We start from the raw sequence: 16,642 nt of genomic DNA, 5'->3' as shown, positions 1-16,642 counted from the left end.
ACTTTAATCTAAATTATAATTTTTCTTCGAGATATTTAACAAAATCTCCAATTTCTGGGATATAAGCCCCACAGGCGAATTTGTGTCCGCCGCCACTTCCACCAACCTTTTTAGAAGCGTAGTTTATCGCAGTTGCAAGATTAATATCTTGTGCAAAGGATAAAAGCTTTGGACATCTTGCTGAAACCTTGTATCCCCCATCTACCTCGGAAACTGCAAAAATTGGCTTTTTCCAGTCAACCTTTTCAAGAGAATAACTCATTCCTGCAACAATTCCAACGATGTTTCCTTTTATTGCATTTTTATCAACTTTAAAGTACTGGAAATTTTCCTTCTGAACTATTTCAACTTCATTCCTTAAAAAATCCATCGAACCTGCAAGATTTCTTTTGTGTTTTTTAAGCATTCTAAGCATTTTACTGTAGTTTTTATCCCGATCCCCTTTTAAAACTTCCAGAGGAACTTCATATTCATCGTATCTCGAACATCCATTTATACAGGTTGAAAATTCTTCCAGATTCTTCAGATTCGATTTAAATTCTTCATTTGTTAACTCATAACTTTCCCCAAAAATAACTTTTGGAAGGTGTATTCGCCATGCAGGAGGAATATATCGACTGCATTTGTGTAAAAACTCAGTTCCCATGATCTTTTTTTCTTCAAATGTGAGCTCACACAGGTAATTTTTTGGAATTATATCGGTTCCGTGCTTTCTGTTTACATTGTTTATAAAGTTAATTATTCGAGAGTCGTTATCGGTAAGATCGGTTCTAACGTCGGTGAAATATTTAATCGAAGTAAAAAGCGGCCTCGTATGCTTCCCGTAAAACTGTAAATCAGGACTTACCGAAATATCGCCAGATTTAATTGCATCTTTTAAAATTACATCCCTATTCAATCCAATTAAATTTCCTTCAAGACTTTGAACATCCCCAACAGCCCCTAAAACTGCATATTTTGCAAGATCAGTAAATCGGGGATCACATATCTTTGCAAAAAGGTAGCAAACTCCAGCACCGCAAATTTCTTTCCCGCCGTCAATTCCGTTGTTGTGGGGGTTTACATTTACAATATTTTCAGGGATTTTTTCATTTGAAATCAGGTGGTGGTCTAAAATAATTATTTTTGGTTTTTTGGAGATTTCTTTTAACTTTTCATTTATTAAATCGATTTGACCGCTTCCAAGGTCTGCAAATATTATTAAATCATTATCAAATGGAATTGTATCAACTGTTCCATAATCAATCTGCCTTAAAAATAGAAATTCCGCCCCAATATTCAATCTTTCAAGCACTTTTTCTAAAATAATTCTGGAATTTATACCGTCTGTATCGATGTGAGTACAGACTAGTATTTTTTTATCCCGATTTTTTCTAAGTAATTTAACTGCTTTTTTTAAATTAATTAAATATTCCATTACAGCACCGTTATTCCAAAATAAAACATAATTTAAACGTTTAAAACTCAAAACTCGTGAGAGTACCATTTATATAATATAAAATTAATATATATCTATCATTGACCCTTAAAAAACCATTGCAGGAATATTTATGGATTATCAAACATTACTCCTTGTGTTAATTTCCGGTATAATAGGTTATGTGTTTACCAAAATATCAAAATCCATGACAGGATACTACATGATTATTGTATTGATGTGTACCCTTAATACATACGTACTTTTGGAAATTGCATTGAAAACATTGAATACAGATAGTATTGTTCCAGTTATTGGATTTTCGATAGCTACAATGGCAGTATTTGAAATTTCGAGAGCATATTTTGATAACTCATTGAGCATTGATGCTTCAAGTTTTCGCGGTCTTGAAGAATTTGGAATTGAGTATTATATAGCAATTATTTTATTCTATTCAGCACTTTTATTCGTATTTTTGTTATACATTATACCACTGGGATACATGAGCATGATTTACTTGGTATTCATCATGCTAATCACATCATTTGCACTAATCGGGAACAGTATAGTTCGATACTGGGCATTTGAACTATATATAGTTTCATACCTAATATTAACGGTTGGTTTGATACTATTAAATCTAATTGAAATTGAATATTATCCAGCAATACTTGTTCCATATCTGTTTATTTTAATATACTATTTAGATATGAGAGCATTTATAAAGAAAAAAGCTTCAGGACGAGTTTCTTTGAAGAAAACCCTTTTAAGATAGATTATAAATCATGTATTTCTAAATTTTTAGTTTTTGTATCATATATAAAAAATCCCGTCGATGAAGGATTTACAATTAATGTATTCCCTATTTTATCAATACACCTACTTTCGTGAACATGGCCGCATGCGCATAAAACGGGTTTAAATTCTTCAATAATTTTTCTAACTGCGCTACTTCCAACATTTCCCGCATCACACCTATCCGCCATCGTATCTTTTGGGGGAACGTGGGAAACCATAATAAAATTATTTTTAATGTCTATTTTTTCATTTTTTAAAACTTTTATAAATCTATCGTAAATTTCATCTTCAGAATATTCGTTTGGACTGCATATCGGAGTTATATTTGAGCCACCAAGCCCCATAAAAATAGTATCCTCGAATTTAACAGTTTTTTCATCGATATTTAAACCGGAATCATTCATAATCTGTTTTATTTCTTCAGTTTCCCAGTTTCCAGGAATTAAAAAAATTTTTACCCTGTTATTTAGATTCATTAAATAATCAATGATTCTAAAATCTCCTTTGTGAATTATATCTCCCGAAAGTAAGATAACGTCTGGTTTGTATCTTAAAAGTTTATCAAAATTAATTATACGGTCATGTAAATCCGTTAATCCAATAATTCTCATAAAATCACTAGAAATCTGTTAATCTGTGATATTAGATAATTCTGCAGTAGCACTACTTATTGCATTAGCCAAAACCTGAGTAGTCTGATTTGTTGAATTCGTAATCTGTTTTCCACTATTTGATACATTGCTTGCATAATAATACGCAGCAATTGCTGCAACTGCAACTGCGGCCATTACCAAAATGCCGATTTCCATGGATAATTGACCTTTTTTGGAGGTTAGTTTTTCTAAAATTTTCATTTTCCCACATTTAAAATTTTTTTAAAGGATATAATACATTCAACAATGTATGCATATTCAGTTTTAAAACCGCTACTTAAAAATTAACCATAATAATGTTAGATCAATATCTTAAAAGAATAATTTATTTTTTTGATAAAGCCCGTGAAAACTTCGCCATATGGTTCAAAATAAAAAAATAAAAAAAAATTACAAATTCTCAATATCGGTAATCGTGGAATTTGTAACGTTTCCAAGAGAGTTTGTAGCATCTAATGCTGCTTGTCCAGTATTTGTTTGTGAATTTTTAACATTGCTTGCGTAGAAGTATGCTGCAATTGCTGCAACTGCAACTGCTGCTGCAACGAGGATACCAATTTCCATTGATACCTGACCTTTTTTGGATGTTAGTTTTTCTAAAAATTTCATTAATACCACCTGAACAGTGTTATAGGTTCATTTATCCATATATGTTACAGAATATATATATTTATTTATTTAACTTTGAACATAAAATCGAATATGATCCTTAATGGGGCGAAATAATATATTTTAAAAGAAAAAAAGTGGAAGTACTGGGATTTGAACCCAGGTCCAGGGATTTCTCCTGCATCGGGCTTTAGTCCGCGCAACAAACTTGTGTTTGTGCGCCTTAAAAATCCTTAGATTCTTAAGAAGGCCATATAGGCACTTGGAGTCCCCGATGATAGACCAGACTACACCATACTCCCAATGCACATTATAAGAATAAAAAAAGACATATATATAATTTACTATTAAATTTATTTTTAAATAAGTTTTCTTCGATTATGATTTATATTATTAAAAAATAAATTTTGAAAAGATGATCGATCTCGCTTTTGAAATAGTTCTCCCAATAGCATTTGGAATTATAATAGGTTATATACTTAAGAATGCATATAGTAACAACTGCTTTGTATTAATTGGATTTTTTACAGGAATTATTGTAACTGCATTTAGGATCTACAAATTTATGAAAAAACATCAAAAACAATTGAATGGAAATAAAAAACGAACATGACAGGTTGATTAGGTGAGATTTTGGAATTAATTGTAAAAGAAGAATCAAAAACGGATTATAATTACGGATCTGATCCATACAATAGAGATATAAAAACACTCCTAAATACGGGGCTCGTTGTAATTGATAAGCCATCAGGCCCAACATCCCATGAAGTTGCCGCATGGGTTAGAAACATGCTAAATTTAGTTAAAGCAGGACATGGTGGAACGCTTGACCCAAAAGTTACAGGGGCACTTCCAGTAGCATTAGGAAACACTACAAAATGCGTTCCTATCTGGCATATCCCCCCAAAAGAATACGTGTGTTTGATGCATCTGCATGATGATGCTAAAGTTGAGGACATTGAGAATATTTTTAAAGAATTTACAGGAAGAATTCACCAAAGACCCCCTTTAAAAGCTGCTGTCAAAAGAAGCCTTAGAATTAGAAAAATCTACGAAATTGAGATTTTAGAAATTGATGGGCGAGATATATTATTTAGAACAAAATGCCAGTCTGGAACGTATCTCAGAAAACTCGTAGATGATATGGGAGAAGCTCTTGGAACATCTGCACACATGCAGGAACTTAGAAGAACTATTAGTGGGCCATTTTATGAAAATGAAGCCGTTTATTTGCAGGATTTACTCGATGCATACATATTCTGGAAGGAAGACGGAAACGAAGAAGAATTAAGAAAATTGGTAAAACCTCTTGAATACGGGCTACAGCACCTTAAAAAAATAATTGTAAAGGATAGCGCGGTTGATGCAGTATGCCATGGAGCTACACTTTATTCCTCGGGCGTTTCAAAAATTGAAAAAGGAATTGGAACTGATGAAGTTGTTTTAATTGAAACACTGAAAGGAGAAGCTGTTGCAGTTGGAAAACCGCTCATGAATACAAAAGATATGTTAAAAACTGAAGAAGGCGAAGTTGTAGAAATAACTCGTGTTATAATGGAGCCAGGAATTTATCCAAGAATCTGGAAAAAAAGAAATAAAAATGATAAAACTAAAGCGGAATCAAAGAAGAAATAAATTAGCGGTGAATATTATGAAGATTATAATTGACGAAAATTATTGTAAAGGCTGCGACATCTGTATTGAAGTGTGCCCAAAAGACGTTTACAAAAAGTCAGAAACACTGAATAAAAAAGGAATTTACCCCCCAAACCCAGTGAATCCAAAAGAATGCACAAACTGCCAGCTCTGTATACTACAGTGCCCTGATCAGGCAATTACTGTTGAAACTGAAGAATAATTGTGAAAAAATGCTTGCGATTGCAACAAAATTGACTAAAATTAATTATGATTATGAAAAATTGCTTGAAATAAACAGAACCGTTTCAAAATCTTTTGATTACCACGTTATAGATGCTGAAACTACGTTGTTAGATGAAAACATTCTTGAAGACTTGAAAAAAGTAGTTTTGACTGTTCAAAGTAAAAGATCCGATTCTTTTGAACTTTTAGAAAAATACTCATCTTATGATTTTGATATCTGCGTTGTTTTAGGTAATCGCACATATCTTTTAGAACAAGAATCTAATTTCAAAAAAACAAGAATTTTAAATGTTTTAGAAAAAGCAGTTTCGTATAAAAATAAAATCTGGGTTGGAACTGAAGGTGTCGAAAAACTTGTAAAAGATTTTGTCGAAAAAAACGATTTGATATCTTATTATGTTTACGGCTGTGAAAATCCAGATATTTCTTCAAAAAAAGCAATTTACATTCCATATTGTGAAAAAATGGATGAAAATATTTTAAATTCCATGAAAAACTATCTTGGAAGGCGTGAAAACTATTACGGAAACTGGCAGGATTTTATAGTTTCACTTGAAGACTTGAAAAAAGAAGATTTAGATAGATTTAAAGACCATATTATTGTTGGATATCCAATAAATCAGGATTATGAAAATATATTAAACTTTAAAAATAAATTTTTGGGAAAATAACTTTTTTATATTTATTTTTTTATCGACTTCATAAACCTGTGTTTTATTTCCGTTGGAACGAGATTTATGTTTGGAACGTTCTCATTATGGGGTTTTGCTTTTGCCACAATTACTTTTGTACCGGATTCATTTAATGCGAGTTTAACTGCGTCTCTTAATTGATCTTCATTAATTACTCCGATTGAATCTATTCCGCATGCTTTTGAGACTTGGTATAAATCAGTACAAGTTGAGTGAGTTTCCTGATTTCCAGTTGATCCATAAGCACAGTTATCAACAATTAAAAGTAAAAAATCTTTTGGAGCTGTTTTTCCAATTGTTGCAAGAGAACCCAGATTCATCAACACAGAACCATCCCCATCAATTGCAATTACCTTTTCATCTACAGAAAGTGCTAAACCATGTCCGATGGATGATGATAAACCCATCGATCCTAACATGTAGAAGTTTTTTTCCCTGTCGTTTATTTTAAAGAGTTCTTTACTTGGAATTCCAATGTTACAAACAACCATTTCATCGGTCACGTATTCCATTAAAATTTTAATAATTTCGTATCTTGTAAGTTCCATACTATTCCCCATACTTTTGAATTATTTTTTTTAAATCGAGTTTTCCGTTATGTATTGTAGTTCCAATCAATACTCCACAAATTCCAAGTTCCTTTGAAATTTTTAAGTCCTCCTCAGATTTAATTCCGCCGCCAATGTATATGGGATTATCTGTTTTTTTCAATATATCTTTTATTAATTCCACATTAATTCCTTTTTGAGTTCCAACTGACGAGATATCTAAGATTATTAAAGGCGTTTTTTTATCGATTTCACTTAAAATTTCATCTAAATCATAATTTAAAAGTTTTTCATCCTTAAAATCAAGACTTAAAATAATATTTTCTTCTTTTAAAATCAAAATGTCATTTATTGTCTCAGTTCCCAATATGGTCATTTCAGAATATTCTTTGACGTTTTCTAAATCTTTTTTATCTTTAACTCCAAAATCAACAATTTTAAAAATATCCAAATTTTTTACAATTTCAAAATTGTTTCCGGTACCCATTATCGAGTTTAAATCTGCAATATACACTTTTTTTGCGCCATTTTCTTTGTATCTTTTGATTACATCAATAGGGGCTGAAGAATCACCTAAAACAGATTTTATTGGAACATACTCTTTTCTGTTCCCGCTTTTTCCCGAAACTGCCAATCCATCCATTAAATCAATAACTGGTATAATTTCCATAAAAACACCTAATTTTAAAATAACTAAATCTAAAAATGAATTTCAAACTTGTAAATTATATAATTTTTCTATTTATTAATAAATTAAAATAAATTCTTTAAAAACCAGAATAATTTTGAAATAAATAATTTAAAAAGAGATTTTTGTTGAAAGGTCCATAAAGGTTTCCGTTCAACGAGTTATTTTTTCTTCAGTCGTAGGATACCGAAATTTAATTATTTCATTTCTTCGACCTTTTTGATCAACATTTTCATTATTTCTGCATCGGAAAGCATTCCTTCAGGAGCTTTGATGACTTTTCTTAGTTCGATTGGAACACCGTCCATTCTGTAAGCAGTTCCTGAAACTTCGAGTCCAGTTATTGCTGGAGGAAGTACAATATTGGAAATTACAGATGATGGAGTTTCGTGAGGATCGATACATACAAGCGGGATTTTTGCCATGTGCTGTACTGCTTTTTGAGGGAAGTGGGCACCTGCATCTGATGCAACGTTGATCATCATGTCGGTGTCTCCTCTCTGCAATACATCGTTTGAAGCAGTTTCTCCAGGATTGTATCTTGGGTATCCTCTTGAGAAGTCTACACCGTATGGGTATCCAGTAACCCAGGTTGAAACCTGATTGAATCCGTTAACGTTGTAGTGTCCCCTCATTGGAGTCAATACAAACTTAGTATATGCATTCATATCAATTACAAACTGAATAGCATTGTCAATAATTCTGTGTTTTCCCCTACTCATTGTCACACCCATCGCGAAGAAGAGTGAACCGAACTGGGCATTTTTACAGATGTCGACTGCTTCGTAGATGGTTTCCGTTGGAACACCAGCTACCTGTTCAGCTTCAATATTAAATCCTTTTGCTGCAGCTCTAAGAGCACTTACAAGCTCATAATCCTTATGGGGCTCCACTTGGAGGTGAACGTCAGCGAGTTTTGCAGTATCCGTTTTTCTTGGATCTACTACAATCATCTGTCTGTCCTGTTTACCTCTTTGTCTAAAGAATCCTCTTGGGAATACTGAGTACCTGCTCATGTGTCTTGGGTGAGCATGCATTGGGTTTGAACCCCAGAACAAGACAACGTCTGCTCTGTTTTTAGTTTCTCCTAATGTTGAAACAGGGTATCCTACATCCTGTACAGCTAAAAGTGAAGGCCCGTGTCAAACACTCGCGGTGTTATCCACAATAGCTTTCGTTTTTTCAGCCAATAATACACCTAATTGTTGTGCATGGCATTCTGCAGAACTCCACCCGTAAATGAGTGGTAACTTTGCTTCGACGAGTAACCTTGCGGTTTCTTCTGTCGCAGTCTCGTAGTCAACCTTTTTAAAGTCATCTTTCTTATTTTCCCTCATGAGGGGGTCTTCGTATCTTACAGCGCCCTCGAAGTGCATAAATTTTGCATTTCCGATTCTGCATGCATTTCTAGTCCCAACAACATGGTTATTTTCTACAAGAACTTCGATATCATCGCAAAGAGTTCCACAGAATGGGCATACGACATTCTTAAACACTTCCACTTTTATCACCAAAAAAGATGGGAATGGTTATTTCAATGTTAATGCTTCTTTTTTGGTTTTGTTACATGCTTCAATACATTTCAAGCACATTACACAGTAACCTTTGAGAGGCATTTTGTCGTCACCGGTAAGTTCCAGTGTTTTCTGTGGACATACGTCTACACATTCGCCGCATTCATTACATAATGCAGGGCTGAATTCAACTCTTGTGTATTCTTTACCTTCATGAACCACATTACCCATTTTTAAAGCGCCGGTTGGACACTTCATTGCACAGGCACCGCATCGAATACACATTGCGAATTCGTTTGCTTTTTCGGTTTTTTTCTTTGAAGGTAATTCTAATCCTTTCGGATTAACTACTTTTATTGCACCTGTTGGACATTTGATTGCACAAGGTCCGCAGTATGCACATTTTTCTTCTAACCAGACAAGACCTTCGTCAGTAACTGGTTTTGCGCTTGCATATTCAACTTCCAAGCTAATAACTTCAACTGGACAGCTTTCTACACAGAGCCCACATGCAGGGCATGCTAATGGTAAGTTAACACCTAAATCTTTAGCGTTGTATTCAATCATTGAACCAGGACATACTTCAACACACTTCTCACAACCAATACATTCTTCCTCATTAACTGTGAAAGATTTGATTGTTTTCTGTCTTTTTTGAGGCACTTTTCCTGCTACAAAGATTGCGTTCCAAGGACATGTTTGTGAACATACAGTACAGTATATACACTTGTCTGTATCGATTACTGCGATATCTTCAAGGGATATTGCATCAACCGGACACTCTGGAACACATACACCACAAGCAACACATTCTTTTGTAACTGCAATTGGTTCTTGTGGGATAACTACTTCTTTTTTAGGCTTTTCAACTTTTCCAGGAAGTGAAATTATTTCAGCAGGACAAATATCAACACATTTTTCACAAAGAACACAGTGTCCTTTGGAGTATGGGAATCTGTCATCTACTTTTTTGATTCCTTGAGGGCATGCTTTTGCACATGCGCCATCTAAATCACATTTACTTCCATTGAAAACTAATTTTCCATCTTTTACAACCAATGCCCCTGTCGGACATGCATTAGCACAACTAAAGCACTGGATACATGTCTTGAAGGGGGCAATCTCTATTGCCTCTGTAGGGCATGCCTTCGCACAGGCATTACACACAAGGCAAGCATCCTCTTGAATAGATATTCCTGCCAAATGACAACCCCCGAAAAAATTTTTAAAGGTATGGGGCCTTCTATTGAAGGTTTCTCTAGCCTCCCAATTAGGGTTCGGTTAGAGAATATTTATTCTTCTTTTATGACTTCAAGGAGAACTTTTCCTTGTTCGTCTTTTACAATCATGTGCGCTGCACACGAATATCATGGATCGTATGCCCTTAGCACGATCTCGATTAAATTTAATTTTGCCTCATCTACCATCTTTACCACCGTGCTTATTTGAAGATCACTTCAGCAGCTTGTTGGATAGCTTTTTCCATGGTAGGTACATTGTGTGTTGTAGCTACAATCATGTTTGCTTTTACAACAATTCCTTTATCATCTGTTTCATAATTGTGGATTAATGTACCTCTTGGAGCGTAAATCGCACCAACACCATTTCCAGCTTTAGGTTCAACTTCTGCTTTAATATCTGTTGAAGTTATTTCTGGGTCTTCTAAAAGTTCCTTGACTCTTTCGCATGAACCGAGTAACTCGATCAATCTTGCATGGTTGTATGCGAGTGATTGGTTTGCTGGTTTTCCGAAAGTGTCTGCGAAATCTTTTCTAGCTTCTTCGGCAAGAGGTGTAGGCATTGAGTCACATACGTTAATCATTCCTAATGGTCCTACTCTGTAGAGCCCTTCTGGATATCCAACTTTTTTATTGTATGGATATTTAACGTAGTTGTGTTCTACAACATGTTCACCAATGTTATCTAAGTATTCTGAAGGTTTAAAGTCGGTAATTTGTTTTCCGTCAGGGGACATGAATCTTAACGTGTCTCCGTAGAAGTTGTGTTTACCATCTTTTACTAAACCTAAGTACCATGTATCGATTACACCGAGTGTTTTTGCAACGTCCATATATTTTTCATTGAGTGCTTTGATAAGAGCGACACCTTCTTGACCAAATGCGATCATATCGTCAATTTCTTCTAGTAATTCGTCTCTTTTTTCTTCGCTCAATGCTTTGGATACCCCACCAGGAACTCCTGTAACGGGGTGAATTGCTCTACCACCAACTGTTTCCACAATTGCTTGGCCAACTCTTCTCATTGCAATTGCTTTTTTAGCAACCTCAGGAACTGCACCGATAACTCCAATAATGTTTCTAGCTGCAGGATCTGAATCTGGACCGAGTACAAAATCAGGAGCTGCCAAGTAATAGAAGTGTAATGCGTGGGAGTGCATCATGTTTCCAAGGTGCATCAGTTCTCTTAATTTTCCTGCTGCGCTTGGTATTTCTGCGCCCCATGCAGCATCTACTGCTTTAACACTTGCCAAGTGGTGCGGAGTCTGACAGATTCCACAAATTCTTGGTACTATTCTTGGTACTTCCTCTGCAGGCCTACCTATGACAAACTGTTCGAAACCTCTAAGGGCAGTAATATGTAATTTTACATCTGTTGGTTTTCCCGTATCATCTAAGGTTATTGAAACCTTACCGTGCCCTTCTAAACGGGATAGAGGTTCGATAGTAACCTTACCCATAGAGTCACCATCCTTAAATTATGTTTTTTGAAATTATTATTTTATTCTTTTTGGACTTTTTTAGATACTAATGCAACAGGTAACGTGAATCTGTTTAGTGTTGCAACTTTATCAGGGATTTCTAGTGCTGCTTCTCCTGCATTTGCATAAGTGTTTGCAGCCGCTGCCCCTTGATCCAAAGTTTCGTCAGTTTTACCGTAGCATCCTCTACAAGGCATATTTGCTGATGGACACATTGCACCACAGCCTGCTCTTGTAGCCATACCCATGCACGTGTATCCTTGTTCAAAGAGACATTTATCAGGGTCAGGAGTTCCTTGACCAGATCTTTTGAATTCCGTAGGGAATACATTCTCTTTTGTTCTAGGACATTCATCACATACAATTTTTGTAGGTAATACTGGTTCTTTTCCTTCTAATAATGCAACAATTGCTCCTGCGGTCAATGCAGGTTTTGGAGGGCATCCTGGGATTACGTAATCTGCTTTAACTACTTCTGTTATTGGTTTCACAGTAGTAGTTAATTCAGGAACTCCATCAGTTGGAATAACTCCAGGGTTATCGGTTGAAACTGTTGTGTAAACTGTTTCTTTGATTTGTTCTGGAGAGTACAGATTACCAAGTCCCGGAATACCTCCGAAAGCTGCACAGGATCCCCATGCAATCACTACTTTTGATTTTTCCCTGATTTCATGAATCAAGTGTTCATCGTGTTCGCTTCTTACTCCGCCTTCGACTAAGAATACGTCCACATCAGGAATTTCCTTTACGTCAGCAATGATTGGAGCGTAAACAATTTCCAAAGCTGGAAGAACGTCCAAAAGGCCTTCGTGTAAGTCAAGTAGTGATATATGGCATCCAGAGCATCCGCAGAGTTGTATAATGCCTACCTTAACTTTATCTGCCATTTAATCACCTTGTGATTGGTAAAAAATTCCCTAACAGAGGGCAGTCCTTTTACGAGTCCAGTTGGTTCCCCGCAAAATTCATTCTCTTTTTAAACCGTTTTACGCTTTGAATGGGTTAGGTCCTAATTTTTTAACTCTTTCAGTCATTTCGTTAACTGATTCGGTGAATTTACCTGCGTCAGCACCTGACATGAAGAACATCTCAAGTCTTTCGCCACCGATTCCAAGTTCATCTAGGATCTGTTTTCCAAATTTAACCCTTTCTTCAGCTTTGAAGTTTCCAGTTTCGAATGCACATTCGTTTGGTTTTCAACCTGCAACGAATACTGCGTCAGCACCTTTTTCGAATGCTCTTAATGCATAGGTAATATCGAATTTACCAGTACATGGCACTCTAATAGCTCTAACTGATGCAGGGTATTGCATTCTGCTTGTACCAGCCAAATCGGCTGCACCGTATCCTCACTGGTAACATACAAAGGCCATAATTACGGGTTCTGCCATAATATATCCCTTTTTTAATTTTTTAATTAAATTAATTCGTAACTCATCAGAACTTCCCTGGTCTAAACCTTCGGGTTGCTCGTCATATGATATGAATTAACACCATTCCTAACTTAATTTTGCTGAGAATTTATATTTGAATTGATAATTAGTTATTTAATAGTTCATTCCCTGTTCCTTGTGCTTAAATTATTCTTCCAACATTTTTGCGGCATTTAAAATACCGTCAATCATTCCGATGACCTGTTCATCTCGGTAGTATCTTAACTGCATTGCACCACTTGGACATGCTGCTGCACATGAACCACATCCTTTACATGCAACGTCATCAGTTACTGCCACCAAGTGACCGTCTTTTTCTTCGTAGGTAATAGCATTGTATGGGCACATTAAAGCACATACTTTACAGCCACCACATACTTCCTCGTTAACTGTTGCCCTAATCATTTCGATCTTGAACTGACCTTGTGACATTGGAATTGCAACAGCACTTGCAGCACCTTTTGCTTGTGCTACAGTATCTGGAATATCTTTTGGTCCTTGAGCGACCCCTGCAATTGCAACACCGTCAACTTTTGTGTTAACTGGTGCTAATTTAGGGTGTAATTCTTTAAAGAATCCTTCTGGACCTCTATCGATACCGAGCATCTTAGCGAGTTCTCCGGCATCTTTTTTAGCTTCCAAACCTGCTGAAAGAACTACTAAATCAGCGTCGATCTCTAAAATTTCTCCCATGAGGGTGTCTTCAACTCTCACGGTCAAGTTTTTAGTTTCTGGATCTTCGATAATGTTAGCAGGTCTTCCCCTAATGAATTTAACTCCGAACTGGTCCTGAGCTCTCTTGTAGTACTCTTCGTACCCTTTACCAAAAGCCCTGATATCCATGTAGCAGATGTAAACTTCTGCATTAGGGTCGTGCATTTTCATTAACTGCGCATTTTTCAATGCGAACATACAGCATACTCTTGAACAGTATGGGTTTCCAACTTTCTCGTCTCTTGAACCAACGCACTGTATATATACAGTTCTTTTTGGTGCTTTTCCGTCGCTAGGCCTAATTTCGTGCCCGTGGGTTGGACCAGCAGGGTTAATCATCCTTTCAACTTCGAGAGTTGTAATTACGTTGTCGTAAACTCCGTATCCATACTCTTCTTTTCTGCTTGCATCGAACTCATCATATCCTGTTGCGGTAATAATTGTACCAACATTGATTTTGAGTTCTTGAGGTTTCTGATCGTATCTTACTGCCTCTGCACAGCAAACTTTTGCACAAAGTCCACAATCAATACAGTGTTCTTTATCGATTGTGTAAAGTAATGGAACTGCTTGTGGGAATGGAACATAAATTGCTTTCCTAGTACCTAATCCTAAATCAAACTCATTAGGCACCTCAATTGGACATGCTGCTGCACATGCACCACATCCGGTACATATGTCTTCGTCAACATATCTTGGTTTTTTCTCGAGTGTAACATCGAAGTTTCCGATGTAACCGTCGATATTTTTAATCTCAGCAAATGTAATTAATTCAATGTTAGGGTGGTTAGCTGCTGACACCATTTTTGGTGCGAGAATTCACATTGCACAGTCGTCTGTCGGGAAAGTCTTTGCAAGTTGCGCCATCCTTCCTCCGATTGACTCGTCTCGGTCTACAAGGTAGACTTTGAATCCTTGGTCACCGAGGTCAAGAGCAGATTGAATACCTGCAATACCTGCACCGATAACCATACAGCTTTTATCTACATCTACGACTTTTTGAGGAACGTCTTCTAATTTCTTAGCTCGTTCGACTCCACCAGCAATCATTTCACATGCTTTTTTGGTTGCTGCTTCTACATCGCCCATGTGGACAAATGCGTCGTGTTCTCTAATATTTACAAACTCTAGGTAGTACGGGGATATTCCCGCATCCTGTAGGCAACCTCTAAAGGTTGGCTCGTGGATCTTAGGAGTGCATGCTCCAACAACTATCCTGTCCAATCCGTGCTCTTTGATCGCGTCTTTGATAAGACCTTGACCTGGGTCAGCACACATGAACGGGTAGGTTGCTGCAACTTCTACACCATCTAATTTAGAAGCGAAATCCTTTACGGCTTCACAATCCACTGCACCATTGATGTTTGCACCACAGTAGCAGACGAATACACCCACTTTGGGGTCACTCATGGATTCACCTCCACATATAACAAGTAAGGTAATTGGTATACATTTATACTACACTCACCTGCTTATAAAAAGATACATTCTTGAAATTGCTAATATCATCTATTAATATTAGAAAAAATAATAACATTCTTTAAAAAAAGTTCAATAGTGTGTTTACCATCACTGAAATGACAATTAGATTGCCTAATACATGACATAATATTTTTAATTGACCTAAAAAACGGTAGATTATTAAAAAATAATATTTGAATACATTATTTGATCAAAAAAGTACTACCTTACGTTCAAAAGTACTAACTAAACAGTTAGGTTTATATATGAAAAGTTGAAATGTATAGATTGCACGGTGTGGGACAGTAGTGAGATTGTTATTTTAAACCCCCCTCATACCCCCACTTCACTACTGAGGACACCGTGTGGGAGAGTTTTCTCTCCCAATCCCATTCCCACCCCTCATAGTAATATAATACTAAAACTCTTTTAATTACTTGTAATATACCACTAACAATTTACAAGAAATTTAAAAACCCCTCCCCGTTCTATTTTAATAACTATCAATACTTTACATAAACCACCCCCCTATTTCTTACCCCTCCAATTTTTTTATATTTTTAAAATCAACTTGGCGACTTTTTTATAGAAGTAATCTTTAAATAGTGTACAAAAATAGTATGCTAGATGTCAATTTCATATATGCGAGGGATTCCATGGATTTACTTTTATTGTTATTTAGCGCCATATGGTATATTTTGCCGGCATATATAGCTAATGCGGTTCCTTGTATTTTAGGCGGTGGAAGACCTGTTGATTTTGGAAAAAATTTTTTCGATGGGTATAGACTTATTGGAAATGGTGTAACTTACAGAGGTACTTTTTTTGGAATACTTTTTGGAATAATTACTGGAATTTTACAACATTTTATTGTTATATTATATATGGACCCAGAGTCAGCGTTTAACTATGGATTATCAGGATATATTATTTTGAGTTTTTTACTTGCAACTGGCGCTCTTTTTGGAGATATGCTTGGAAGCTTTATTAAAAGAAGATTTAAATTAAATCAAGGGCAATCAGCTCCTTTGTTAGACCAAATAACATTTATTGTATTCGCATTATTATTTGCATATCCATTCTACCCATTACCTATAAACACAATTATACTTTTACTCGTAATTTCCCCACTAATCCATCTTTCCTCAAATATTGTCGCATATAAACTTCATTTAAAAAAAGTATGGTGGTAACTCCCATCAATTTCTGTTTTTTAATTAACCGATTCAATAATTTATATATACTACAAACAGGTAAGGGATTTTGTGGCAGAATTAAAGTTTAATAAAGTTCAAAGAGATCCTTATGAATCAGATGTCCGTTTTCAAAATAATCAAGTATGCTTTGTTTAAAAGTACAGAAAAACATTTTAGATTTGGTTATCTCGGTTTTGTTTTATTCCAGTATTGTTAACTCTCGTTAGTCTAAAAATACTGCGTATCTAGTTTATAAAAGCTTTATAATGTGTTATATTAGTCGATTACATCATATTACACGACTATCGATTTTCAAGAG

The 16,642-nt window shown here is 35.5% G+C and carries 19 protein-coding genes and 1 tRNA gene; 6 read left to right on the top strand and 14 right to left on the bottom strand.

Features of this window, described 5'->3' with window-relative positions:
- Positions 1–13: 13 nt before the first annotated feature.
- Positions 14–1,417 (bottom strand): single-stranded-DNA-specific exonuclease RecJ, encoded by a 1,404-nt coding sequence (recJ, locus tag MMARC5_RS08840; protein ID WP_011869468.1) that lies wholly within the window; start codon positions 1,415–1,417, stop codon positions 14–16.
- A 133-nt stretch (positions 1,418–1,550) separates the two neighbouring features.
- Between recJ and MMARC5_RS08835 the strand changes: the two genes are divergently transcribed.
- The gene (locus MMARC5_RS08835) at positions 1,551–2,192 is read left to right on the top strand and encodes a hypothetical protein (protein ID WP_011869467.1); all 642 of its coding nucleotides are present in this window, start codon (positions 1,551–1,553) and stop codon (positions 2,190–2,192) included.
- A gap of 1 nt (position 2,193) precedes the next feature.
- Here MMARC5_RS08835 and MMARC5_RS08830 read toward each other — a convergent pair whose 3' ends face one another.
- The 4 genes from MMARC5_RS08830 to MMARC5_RS08815 form a co-directional block, all read right to left on the bottom strand.
- A complete protein-coding gene (locus MMARC5_RS08830; RefSeq protein ID WP_011869466.1) occupies positions 2,194–2,826 on the bottom strand; it encodes a metallophosphoesterase in 633 nt (210 codons plus the stop codon).
- A gap of 18 nt (positions 2,827–2,844) precedes the next feature.
- Positions 2,845–3,069 (bottom strand): class III signal peptide-containing protein, encoded by a 225-nt coding sequence (locus MMARC5_RS08825; RefSeq protein WP_011869465.1) that lies wholly within the window; start codon positions 3,067–3,069, stop codon positions 2,845–2,847.
- Positions 3,070–3,258: 189 nt separating this feature from the next.
- Complete coding sequence (locus MMARC5_RS08820) at positions 3,259–3,477, bottom strand: class III signal peptide-containing protein (RefSeq protein ID WP_011869464.1); 219 nt, start codon at positions 3,475–3,477, stop codon at positions 3,259–3,261.
- 138 nt (positions 3,478–3,615) lie between these two features.
- Positions 3,616–3,779, bottom strand: a tRNA-Trp gene (locus tag MMARC5_RS08815).
- Positions 3,780–3,892: 113 nt separating this feature from the next.
- Between MMARC5_RS08815 and MMARC5_RS08810 the strand changes: the two genes are divergently transcribed.
- Genes MMARC5_RS08810 through MMARC5_RS08795 form a run of 4 tightly spaced genes read left to right on the top strand, consistent with a single transcriptional unit; the run spans position 3,893 to position 6,029 of the window.
- On the top strand, positions 3,893–4,090 hold the full coding sequence (locus MMARC5_RS08810; RefSeq protein ID WP_048058535.1) for an AtpZ/AtpI family protein: 198 nt from the start codon (positions 3,893–3,895) through the stop codon (positions 4,088–4,090).
- A gap of 20 nt (positions 4,091–4,110) precedes the next feature.
- A complete protein-coding gene (locus MMARC5_RS08805) occupies positions 4,111–5,112 on the top strand; it encodes an RNA-guided pseudouridylation complex pseudouridine synthase subunit Cbf5 (RefSeq protein WP_011869463.1) in 1,002 nt (333 codons plus the stop codon).
- 16 nt (positions 5,113–5,128) lie between these two features.
- Positions 5,129–5,335, top strand: coding sequence for a 4Fe-4S dicluster domain-containing protein (locus MMARC5_RS08800; protein WP_011171631.1), 207 nt, complete (start codon positions 5,129–5,131; stop codon positions 5,333–5,335).
- Positions 5,336–5,345: 10 nt separating this feature from the next.
- A complete protein-coding gene (locus MMARC5_RS08795) occupies positions 5,346–6,029 on the top strand; it encodes a hypothetical protein (protein WP_011869462.1) in 684 nt (227 codons plus the stop codon).
- 11 nt (positions 6,030–6,040) lie between these two features.
- Here the strand turns inward: MMARC5_RS08795 and comE are convergent, their stop codons facing one another.
- The 9 genes from comE to MMARC5_RS08755 form a co-directional block, all read right to left on the bottom strand.
- Entirely contained in the window at positions 6,041–6,598 is a 558-nt protein-coding gene (comE, locus tag MMARC5_RS08790) for a sulfopyruvate decarboxylase subunit beta (protein WP_011869461.1), read from the bottom strand.
- 1 nt (position 6,599) lies between these two features.
- Complete coding sequence (locus tag MMARC5_RS08785) at positions 6,600–7,268, bottom strand: HisA/HisF family protein (protein ID WP_011869460.1); 669 nt, start codon at positions 7,266–7,268, stop codon at positions 6,600–6,602.
- Between the two features lie 215 nt (positions 7,269–7,483).
- Positions 7,484–8,788, bottom strand: coding sequence for a formylmethanofuran dehydrogenase subunit B (locus tag MMARC5_RS08780; RefSeq protein ID WP_081430844.1), 1,305 nt, complete (start codon positions 8,786–8,788; stop codon positions 7,484–7,486).
- A gap of 27 nt (positions 8,789–8,815) precedes the next feature.
- Positions 8,816–10,003, bottom strand: a complete 1,188-nt coding sequence (vhuB, locus tag MMARC5_RS08775; protein ID WP_011869458.1) for a F420-non-reducing hydrogenase associated-polyferredoxin VhuB — start codon at positions 10,001–10,003, stop codon at positions 8,816–8,818.
- A gap of 89 nt (positions 10,004–10,092) precedes the next feature.
- On the bottom strand, positions 10,093–10,227 hold the full coding sequence (gene vhuU, locus MMARC5_RS09900) for a F420-non-reducing hydrogenase selenoprotein subunit VhuU (protein ID WP_011869457.1): 135 nt from the start codon (positions 10,225–10,227) through the stop codon (positions 10,093–10,095).
- A 14-nt stretch (positions 10,228–10,241) separates the two neighbouring features.
- The gene (gene vhuA, locus MMARC5_RS08770) at positions 10,242–11,498 is read right to left on the bottom strand and encodes a F420-non-reducing hydrogenase Vhu subunit A (RefSeq protein ID WP_011869456.1); all 1,257 of its coding nucleotides are present in this window, start codon (positions 11,496–11,498) and stop codon (positions 10,242–10,244) included.
- 41 nt (positions 11,499–11,539) lie between these two features.
- Positions 11,540–12,406, bottom strand: a complete 867-nt coding sequence (vhuG, locus tag MMARC5_RS08765; RefSeq protein ID WP_011869455.1) for a F420-non-reducing hydrogenase subunit VhuG — start codon at positions 12,404–12,406, stop codon at positions 11,540–11,542.
- A gap of 99 nt (positions 12,407–12,505) precedes the next feature.
- Complete coding sequence (gene vhuD, locus MMARC5_RS08760) at positions 12,506–12,910, bottom strand: F420-non-reducing hydrogenase iron-sulfur subunit VhuD (protein WP_011869454.1); 405 nt, start codon at positions 12,908–12,910, stop codon at positions 12,506–12,508.
- Between the two features lie 189 nt (positions 12,911–13,099).
- Positions 13,100–15,076: a CoB--CoM heterodisulfide reductase iron-sulfur subunit A family protein gene (locus MMARC5_RS08755; RefSeq protein ID WP_011869453.1), complete on the bottom strand. Its 1,977-nt coding sequence runs from the start codon at positions 15,074–15,076 to the stop codon at positions 13,100–13,102.
- 707 nt (positions 15,077–15,783) lie between these two features.
- On the opposite strand from MMARC5_RS08755, the gene MMARC5_RS08750 reads away from it, so the two are divergent.
- Positions 15,784–16,320, top strand: coding sequence for a CDP-2,3-bis-(O-geranylgeranyl)-sn-glycerol synthase (locus MMARC5_RS08750; RefSeq protein WP_011869452.1), 537 nt, complete (start codon positions 15,784–15,786; stop codon positions 16,318–16,320).
- Positions 16,321–16,642 lie beyond the last annotated feature (322 nt).

The sequence above is a fragment of the Methanococcus maripaludis C5 genome, from assembly GCF_000016125.1.
Classification (GTDB): Archaea; AGJL01; Methanococci; order Methanococcales; family Methanococcaceae; genus Methanococcus; species Methanococcus maripaludis_D.
This window is presented reverse-complemented; position numbering and strand designations above follow the sequence as displayed.

Bases quoted from the DNA above. Each gene is read 5' to 3' on its own strand.
- recJ (WP_011869468.1), bottom strand. From the start codon at position 1,417: ATGGAATATTTAATTAATTTAAAAAAAGCAGTTAAATTACTTAGAAAA.
- MMARC5_RS08835 (WP_011869467.1), top strand. From the start codon at position 1,551: ATGGATTATCAAACATTACTCCTTGTGTTAATTTCCGGTATAATAGGT.
- MMARC5_RS08830 (WP_011869466.1), bottom strand. From the start codon at position 2,826: ATGAGAATTATTGGATTAACGGATTTACATGACCGTATAATTAATTTT.
- MMARC5_RS08825 (WP_011869465.1), bottom strand. From the start codon at position 3,069: ATGAAAATTTTAGAAAAACTAACCTCCAAAAAAGGTCAATTATCCATG.
- MMARC5_RS08820 (WP_011869464.1), bottom strand. From the start codon at position 3,477: ATGAAATTTTTAGAAAAACTAACATCCAAAAAAGGTCAGGTATCAATG.
- MMARC5_RS08810 (WP_048058535.1), top strand. From the start codon at position 3,893: ATGATCGATCTCGCTTTTGAAATAGTTCTCCCAATAGCATTTGGAATT.
- MMARC5_RS08800 (WP_011171631.1), top strand. From the start codon at position 5,129: ATGAAGATTATAATTGACGAAAATTATTGTAAAGGCTGCGACATCTGT.
- MMARC5_RS08795 (WP_011869462.1), top strand. From the start codon at position 5,346: ATGCTTGCGATTGCAACAAAATTGACTAAAATTAATTATGATTATGAA.
- comE (WP_011869461.1), bottom strand. From the start codon at position 6,598: ATGGAACTTACAAGATACGAAATTATTAAAATTTTAATGGAATACGTG.
- MMARC5_RS08785 (WP_011869460.1), bottom strand. From the start codon at position 7,268: ATGGAAATTATACCAGTTATTGATTTAATGGATGGATTGGCAGTTTCG.
- vhuA (WP_011869456.1), bottom strand. From the start codon at position 11,498: ATGGGTAAGGTTACTATCGAACCTCTATCCCGTTTAGAAGGGCACGGT.
- vhuG (WP_011869455.1), bottom strand. From the start codon at position 12,406: ATGGCAGATAAAGTTAAGGTAGGCATTATACAACTCTGCGGATGCTCT.
- MMARC5_RS08750 (WP_011869452.1), top strand. From the start codon at position 15,784: ATGGATTTACTTTTATTGTTATTTAGCGCCATATGGTATATTTTGCCG.